8 protein-coding genes are annotated in these 6,950 nt (G+C 72.4%); 4 read left to right on the forward strand and 4 right to left on the reverse strand.

The features are described 5' to 3' along the window. A partial coding sequence (locus ABT360_RS34785) for an alpha-isopropylmalate synthase regulatory domain-containing protein (RefSeq protein WP_351825673.1) occupies positions 1-714 on the forward strand: 714 nt, incomplete at its 5' end. Positions 715-749: 35 nt separating this feature from the next. On the opposite strand, the gene ABT360_RS34790 is transcribed toward ABT360_RS34785, so the two are convergent. From ABT360_RS34790 to ABT360_RS34800, 3 genes are read right to left on the reverse strand one after another with little or no spacing between them, the layout of a single operon-like run. Then, entirely contained in the window at positions 750-1,085 is a 336-nt protein-coding gene (locus ABT360_RS34790; RefSeq protein WP_351825675.1) for an STAS domain-containing protein, read from the reverse strand. Then, a complete protein-coding gene (locus ABT360_RS34795) occupies positions 1,079-2,365 on the reverse strand; it encodes a PP2C family protein-serine/threonine phosphatase (protein ID WP_351825677.1) in 1,287 nt (428 codons plus the stop codon). Before ABT360_RS34795 ends, ABT360_RS34790 begins: the two co-directional genes overlap by 7 nt. Next, on the reverse strand, positions 2,362-3,168 hold the full coding sequence (locus tag ABT360_RS34800; RefSeq protein WP_351825679.1) for an alpha/beta fold hydrolase: 807 nt from the start codon (positions 3,166-3,168) through the stop codon (positions 2,362-2,364). Before ABT360_RS34800 ends, ABT360_RS34795 begins: the two co-directional genes overlap by 4 nt. An 80-nt stretch (positions 3,169-3,248) precedes the next feature. On the opposite strand from ABT360_RS34800, the gene ABT360_RS34805 reads away from it, so the two are divergent. Continuing rightward, positions 3,249-4,595, forward strand: a complete 1,347-nt coding sequence (locus ABT360_RS34805) for a hypothetical protein (RefSeq protein ID WP_351825681.1) — start codon at positions 3,249-3,251, stop codon at positions 4,593-4,595. 2 nt (positions 4,596-4,597) lie between these two features. Next, entirely contained in the window at positions 4,598-4,978 is a 381-nt protein-coding gene (locus tag ABT360_RS34810; RefSeq protein WP_351825683.1) for a nuclear transport factor 2 family protein, read from the forward strand. On the opposite strand, the gene ABT360_RS34815 is transcribed toward ABT360_RS34810, so the two are convergent. Continuing rightward, positions 4,956-5,708 (reverse strand): transglutaminase domain-containing protein, encoded by a 753-nt coding sequence (locus tag ABT360_RS34815; protein ID WP_351825685.1) that lies wholly within the window; start codon positions 5,706-5,708, stop codon positions 4,956-4,958. The two genes, ABT360_RS34810 and ABT360_RS34815, sit on opposite strands and share 23 nt — an antisense overlap. A 69-nt stretch (positions 5,709-5,777) precedes the next feature. Between ABT360_RS34815 and ABT360_RS34820 the strand changes: the two genes are divergently transcribed. Then, on the forward strand, positions 5,778-6,950 hold a 1,173-nt coding region (locus ABT360_RS34820; RefSeq protein WP_351825687.1), incomplete at its 3' end, for an acyltransferase family protein.

Genomic DNA, 6,950 nt, shown 5'->3' on the forward strand with positions numbered 1-6,950 from the left:
GTCGGTGTCTCCGCCTTCGCCCACAAGGCGGGCCTGCACGCCTCCGCCATCAAGGTCGACCCCGACCTGTACCAGCACATCGACCCCGAGCGCGTCGGCAACACCATGCGGATGCTCGTCTCCGACATGGCCGGCCGCGCCTCCATCGAGCTCAAGGGCAAGGAGCTCGGCGTCGACCTGGGCGGTGACCGCGCCCTGGTCTCCCGGGTCGTCGAGCGCGTCAAGGAGCGGGAGCTCAAGGGCTACACGTACGAGGCCGCCGACGCCTCCTTCGAGCTGCTGCTGCGCATCGAGGTCGAGGGCCGTGCCCGCCGCTACTTCCGCACCGAGTCCTGGCGCGCGATCGTCGAGGACCGCCCCGACGGCACCCACGCCAACGAGGCCACCGTGAAGATGTGGGCCAAGGGCGAGCGGATCGTCGCCACCGCCGAGGGCAACGGCCCGGTCAACGCCCTGGACCTCGCCATGCGCGCCGGTCTGGAGCGGATCTACCCGCAGCTCGCCAAGCTGGAGCTGGTGGACTACAAGGTCCGCATCCTGGAGGGCAAGCACGGCACGCAGTCCACGACCCGGGTCCTGATCACCACCTCCGACGGCGAGGGCGAGTGGTCCACGGTCGGCGTCGGCGAGAACGTCATCGCCGCCTCCTGGCAGGCGCTGGAGGACGCGTACACCTACGGGCTGTTGCGGGCGGGTGTCGATCCGGCGGAGTAGGCGACGACGGGGTGGCGGGCGTGGGGTGCGGCGGCTCAGGCGTTGTCCGCCGCGACCCGCTCCGCCGGCTCGATGGCGAAGACCTGGTCGAGTCCGACGATACGCAGCACGCGGAACGTGGTCTCCGGCACCGCGGCGAGGCTGACGTCCGCCCCGGCCGTCGCGGCGAGGTTGCGGGCGACGAGGAAGGCGGTGATGCCGCTGGAGTCGCAGAACCGGAGACCGGCCAGGTTCAGTACGAGCCGCTGCCCGGGGACGAGGGTCAGGCCCTGAAGGGTCCTGCGGAACTCGGGCACCGTGTGGAAGTCCAGGTCTCCGTGGACGTCCAGCACGAGGCCCGTGGCGGTGTGCCGTGTCGTGGTGTTCAGCATGGTGAAGGTGTCGTGTTCTCGTGAGCGGGGGCGGGGGCGCCCAGGGCGAGTACGGCGGTGTCGTCGTCGAGGCCGCTGCCGAAACTCGTCAGCAGTTCGGTGAGCGCCTTGACGGTGGGTTCCGCGCCCGAGGGCGCCAGGCCGGAGACGTACGCGAGGAGTTCCTGGTCACCGTATCGCCCGGTGGGCGTGCGGGCCTCGGTCAGACCGTCGGTGTACAGCACCAGCGTGTCCCCCGGCTCCAGCCGGGCGCGGGTGACCGCGATGGGCGGCCGGGGCAGGATCCCGATGAGGAGGCCGCCGGGGGTGTGGACGTAGCCGGCGGTGCCGTCGTCCCGCAGGAGCAGGGCAGGCGGGTGCCCGCCGCCGGCGAGGGTGATGTCGAAACCGGCGCCCTCCGGGCCCGCGGCCTCGAGCAGCCCGAAGACGACCGTGCAGTATCGCGGGTCGTCCCCCGCGTACCGCTCGTACAGCACCGAGTTGAGGGTGTGGAGCACGGCCTCGGGATCGGCGTCGTTCATGGCCGCAGCACGCAGGGTGTAGCGGGCCAGCGACGTGGCGGCGGCCGCTTCGGGCCCCTTGCCGCACACGTCGCCGAGGAAGAAGGCCCAGCGCCCTCCGCCCAGCGAGAACAGGTCGTAGAAGTCGCCGCCGAGGTGGTCGGGGGAGGCCGTGTGGTAGTGGGCGGCGGTCTCCAGGCCGGGCACGCGGGGGAGTGACGGGGGCAGCAGGCTGCGCTGGAGGACGGCGACCACCTGGTGCAGGTGCTCGCGGCTGCGCTCGGCCTCCCGGTGCGCCTCCTCGGCGGAGCGGCGGGCGCGGAGGAGTTCCTGCTCGTAGGCGCGGCGGTCGCGGGCGTCGATCACGGTGGTGCGGATCAGCAGGGGTTCGCCGGCGGCGTCGGTCTTGACGGCGGAGGTGACGAGCACCGGCAGCCGGGCACCGTCCGCCGCCTTCAGCTCCATGGCGATCCCGTGGACCTCGCCCTGCATCTGCAGCAGCGGTGCGAAGTGGGTCTCGTGGTAGAGCTTGCCGCCGATCGTCAGCAGGTCGGCGAACCGCTTGCGGCCGACCAGCTCCTCCCGGCGGTATCCGAGCCAGGACAGCAGAGTGCCGTTGACCTTGGCGAGGGTGCCGTTCATCAAGGTGGACAGGTAGCCGCACGGCGCGTTCTCGTACAGGTCCTCGGCGCAGTCCTCCAGCAGCGGGGCGACCGCGGCGGCCTGCTCAGCGAGGTGGTCGGGGGTTTCCGGAGGCGGGTCCGGTTCCTCCGGGCTCATCGCTCCGCGTCCCCGGCGAAGGCGGCGATCGCCTCCACGGTCGCTTCCGGCGCGCTGAGCTGCGGGCAGTGTCCCGTGGCGTCCAGGGTGACCAGGCGGCTGCCGGGGATGGCGGCGTGCACGTAGGCGCCCACCTCGCGTGGGGCGATCACGTCCTCGGCGCACTCCACGACCAGCGTCGGCACGGCCACCTTCGCCAGGTCGTTCCTGCTGTCGCTCAGGAACGTGGTGCGGGCGAAGACGCGGGCGATGGCCGGGTCGGTACGGCAGAAGGCGTTGGTGAGCTCCTCGCCCAGCTCCGGGCGGTCGGGGTTGCCCATGATCACGGGTGCCATCGCTCCCGACCAGCCGAGATAGTTGGCGTCCAGGGACTCCAGCAGTTCGTCGATGTCCTCCTTGCTGAACCCTCCCCGGTACCCCTCGTCGTCGATGTAGCAGGGGGACGGGGTCAGCAGCACGAGCTTGCCGAACCGCTCGGGCTCCCTGGCCGCGGCCACCACCCCGACCATGGCGCTCACGGAGTGGCCGACGAACACGGCGTCGCGCAGGGCGAGCTCACGGCAGACGTCGAGGACGTCCTCGGCGTACCCGTCGAGGGACGAGTACCGCTCCGCGGTCCAGGCCGTCAGGTCCGACTGTCCCGCGCCCACGTAGTCGAACAGCACCACGCGGAAGTCCTCGGCCAGCGTGGGCGCCACCAGACGCCACAGGTTCTGGTCGCAGCCGAACCCGTGGGCCAGCACGAGGACGGGACCGTCCTGGCGGCCGATGATCGAAACGTTGTTCCTCCGGCGGATATCCATCCGAGCATCCTCCCACTTGCTCGTTCCTTCTTCCGTACGGTTATGTCCCCTTTACACCCTTTTGGGGTAGCGTCGATGGTATGAGGACCAGGCCGTTCACCCTTCTGTCGGCCTTGGCGGGGCTGACACTGCTGCTGCTCCTGGCCCTGGCCCCCGGTGCGGGGGCCAAGGCCACGGGGCTCCAGGACGCGGCCGAGGCTCTGAAGCAGGGCCCGGTGTACGTCCACCCCGCGGCCGCCGACCAGTTGCCCAAGGGCGAGGCCGACGCGCTGGCGGACAAGATCAGAGAAGCCGACAAGCCGGTCTTCGTGGCGGTCCTGCCCGCCACGGCGGAGTTCCCGCAGCAGGGCCTGCTCCAGAACCTCCGTACGCAGACCGGCATCACCGGCCTGTACGGCGTACGTCTCGGCGACGACTTCGCCGCGGGCGCCGACCGCGCCGTGATGTCGAACCAGGCCGTGCAGAACGTCGTCCAGTCCGTCCGCCAGCCCGGCGTGGACGCCACGACCGAGCTGAACAACTTCGTCGACCAGGCCCTGCCGCAGGTGCGCGGCGACGCGCCCGGCACCTGGTCCGGAGTGCCCGGTGAGGGCGCCCCGGTCGCCGGGCTGGTCATGCTCGGCGCGGTGGCCGCGGCGGGCGGCGCGACCGCCTTCACGGTCGTACGCCGCAACCGGCGCCGCCGCGAGGAGCAGGAGCAGGAGGCCCTGGAGAAGCTGCGGGTCGTCGTCGACGAGGACATCACCGCGTACGGCGAGGAACTCGACCGGCTCGACTTCCACCCCGCCGAGAAGGGCGCCGACGACGCGATGCGCGCCGACTACGAGCGCGCCCTCGACTCCTACGACAAAGCCAAGTCCCTGATGGGCCAGGCCAGGCACCCCCACGATGTGCGGGGCGTGACCGAGGCCATCGAGGACGGCCGATACGCCCTGGCCGTCCTGTCCGCCCGCCGCGAGGGCCGCCCGCTTCCCGAGCGGCGGGCACCTTGCTTCTTCGACCCGCGCCACGGCCCGGGCGCCACCGAGGTGGAATGGGCCCCGGCCGGCGGCGCGGTGCGCCAGGTGCCGGTCTGCGCGGCGGACGCCGCACGGCTGGCGGAGGGCGAGGACCCGATGACCCGGACCGTGGACACCCCGTACGGCCGCCGCCCCTACTGGGAGGCGGGACCGGCGTACGGCCCGTGGGCCGGCGGGTACTACGGCGGCGGCCTCCTGCCCGGCCTGCTGATGGGCACCATGCTCGGCTCGATGCTCTCCACCCCGGCATACGCGTCGGAGTACGGCGGCGCCGGTTACGAGGGCGGCGACTACTCCGGCGGCGACTTCAACGCCTCGGACTTCGGAGGCGGAGGCGGAGGCTTCGGAGGCGGCGACTTCGGCGGAGGCGGAGGGTTCGGCGGCGGTGACTTCGGCGGCGGGTTCTGAGAATGCCCGGCGATCCGGGCGACGAACTGGCGGACGTCGTCGCCGAATGGGCGGCCGCCATCGTCGCGAACGACGCCGAACGCATCGGCGCCCACATGACCGACGACTGGGTGATCGTGTCCCAGTCGGGCGTCGCCACCCGCGAGCACTTCCTGTCCCTCGTCGCGTCGGGGGAACTCACCCACTCGGCGATGGAACTGGTCGGCGAGCCCCGCGTCCGCATCCACGGCGACATGGCGCTCTTCACCGGCCGGATCACCAACACGGCCCACTACGGGGGCGAGCGGTTCGACGCCGACGAGTGGACGACCGACGTGTTCATGCGGAAAGACGGCCGTTGGCGGTGCGTGCTCAGTCACATCACGCCGGCGTCACCCGACTGAGCAGCGCTCCGCCGATCACCCGCGCGGGCGGGCACAGCGTCTGGCCGTGCGCGGCGAACAGCTCGTCACGGGACGAGAACCGGCCGAGGTCCCGGCGCACCATCGCCGACAGGTCGTACGCCGCACAGCCGTCCGTGCCGCACACCGATGCCGAGCCGTCCCAGTCCACGGCGGTGGAGGACAGGGCCTCGAACAACGTCTGCGAGCCGGAGTTGGTGAAGCCCTCCGGGGCGCGGGCACCCAGGACGTCGAGCGGGGCGTACAGCTCCGAGACGTTCACCCACTCACCGCCGATGCGGAACTCGGGCCAGGCGAGGACGACCGTGTCCGGCACCAGGCGGCGCACGCGCGGGAAGCGCGGGTACCAGAACGAGCCGTCGACCAGCAGGCCGCGTACGCGGGTGACGACACCCGCCGCGCGGCCCACGGCCTCGAGAACCGCCAGCCGCTGACTGCACGAACCACGACCACGGGCCAGAGTGCGCGAGGCCGGCTGGGCGTCGTTCATCGCGTAGACCGGCCGGACGCGCTCGCTGATGAGGCGGTGCGCGGCGAGCAGCAACGTGCGGTCCCCGCCGTCGGGGGCGGCGGCCCGCGCGTCCGCCAGCAGCCGCTGTACCCCGGCGTGACGCCAGTCGAGGATGCGGGTCGCGCCCACGGACCCCTCGGCCCCCTTGCCGGACACGGGGCGCCGGGGTCGCCACCACGGGGTCAGCACGGTGCTCGTCATGGCCGGATGCTACGGCACCCCTCGAGGGGTGCCGACGCCGGCGACGGCCCTGCCCCGCATAATCGCCGGATGCGCTCCACCACTCCCCGGACCGACCTGACCGGCCGGGACCGTCTCCCCTCCCTCACCGGACTCCGCTTCTGGGCGGCCCTGCTGGTGGTGCTGTACCACCTGTCCCGGCAGGCCGGGGAGATTCCCGGGGTGAGCCAGGCCGTCTGGTACGGCCGCAGCGGGGTGACGTTCTTCTTCGTCCTGTCCGGGTTCGTCCTGGCCTGGACGTACGACGGCAAGCGCGTACCCGCCACCGTCTTCCTCTGGCGGCGCTTCGCCCGCATCTGGCCGCTCCTCGCCGCCACCACCGCCCTGTCGGTCGGCGCCTGGGCCGCCCTCGGCAAGGACGTGTCGGCGAAGGCCGTCGCCGCCTCACTGCTCCTCGTGAACGCCTGGACACCCGACCCCGTCATCCTGCGCGGCGGCAACCCGGCGGCCTGGTCGCTCAGTGACGAGGCGTGGTTCTACCTGATCTTCCCGCTGCTGATGGCCCTCCCGGCCGTACGCTCGGCGCGCGGCCGACGGTGGATCGCCGGCGGGGTGTGCGCGGGCGTGGTGCTGCTCTGGCTGGGCGGCTCACTGATCGCAGACGGCGGCACGCGCGCCTGGGCGCTGGACTACCTGCCTCTGAGCCGGACGCTCCAGTTCCTGCTGGGGGTGGTCACCGGCCTGGCGGTGGCGCGCGGATGGCGCCCGCGGATCGGGCTGTGGCCGGCGGTGGGGCTGGTGATCGGCTGGCACCTCATGCTCGTGCCGTGGTCGGCCGCCGTGCCGGACGCCCTCTGGTACAGCCCGTACCAGGCCTCTCAGTTGCTCGCCACGCCGCTGTTCGCCCTGCTGGTGGCGGCCGCCGCACGCGCCGACCTGGCCGGCCGCGCGACCGGCCTCGGCGGCACGTGGGCGGTACGGCTGGGCCACTGGTCGTACGCCTGGTACCTGCTCCACGAGATCGTCATCCGTGTCGTTGCGGGCCGCGCCGGTGACACGGCGACGAACTGGGCGCTGGTGCTCGCCGTGAGCCTGGCTCTGTCGGCGGCCGCGTACCACTGGGTCGAGCACCCGCTGGAGCGGTGGCTGCGGGCGGTGGGGCCGGGCGCGGGATCACCCAGCTGCTCGGCGTCACCCCGCTCCACGAGTACACGCACGTACTGCGCGGCTTCTCGGCCGAGCTCAGCGCCTCCCAACTGGCGA

Source organism: Streptomyces sp. NPDC000229 (assembly GCF_040300825.1).
Classification (GTDB): domain Bacteria; phylum Actinomycetota; class Actinomycetes; order Streptomycetales; family Streptomycetaceae; genus Streptomyces.

Bases quoted from the DNA above. Each gene is read 5' to 3' on its own strand.
- ABT360_RS34790 (WP_351825675.1), bottom strand. From the start codon at position 1,085: ATGCTGAACACCACGACACGGCACACCGCCACGGGCCTCGTGCTGGAC.
- ABT360_RS34795 (WP_351825677.1), bottom strand. From the start codon at position 2,365: ATGAGCCCGGAGGAACCGGACCCGCCTCCGGAAACCCCCGACCACCTC.
- ABT360_RS34800 (WP_351825679.1), bottom strand. From the start codon at position 3,168: ATGGATATCCGCCGGAGGAACAACGTTTCGATCATCGGCCGCCAGGAC.
- ABT360_RS34805 (WP_351825681.1), top strand. From the start codon at position 3,249: ATGAGGACCAGGCCGTTCACCCTTCTGTCGGCCTTGGCGGGGCTGACA.
- ABT360_RS34810 (WP_351825683.1), top strand. From the start codon at position 4,598: ATGCCCGGCGATCCGGGCGACGAACTGGCGGACGTCGTCGCCGAATGG.
- ABT360_RS34815 (WP_351825685.1), bottom strand. From the start codon at position 5,708: ATGACGAGCACCGTGCTGACCCCGTGGTGGCGACCCCGGCGCCCCGTG.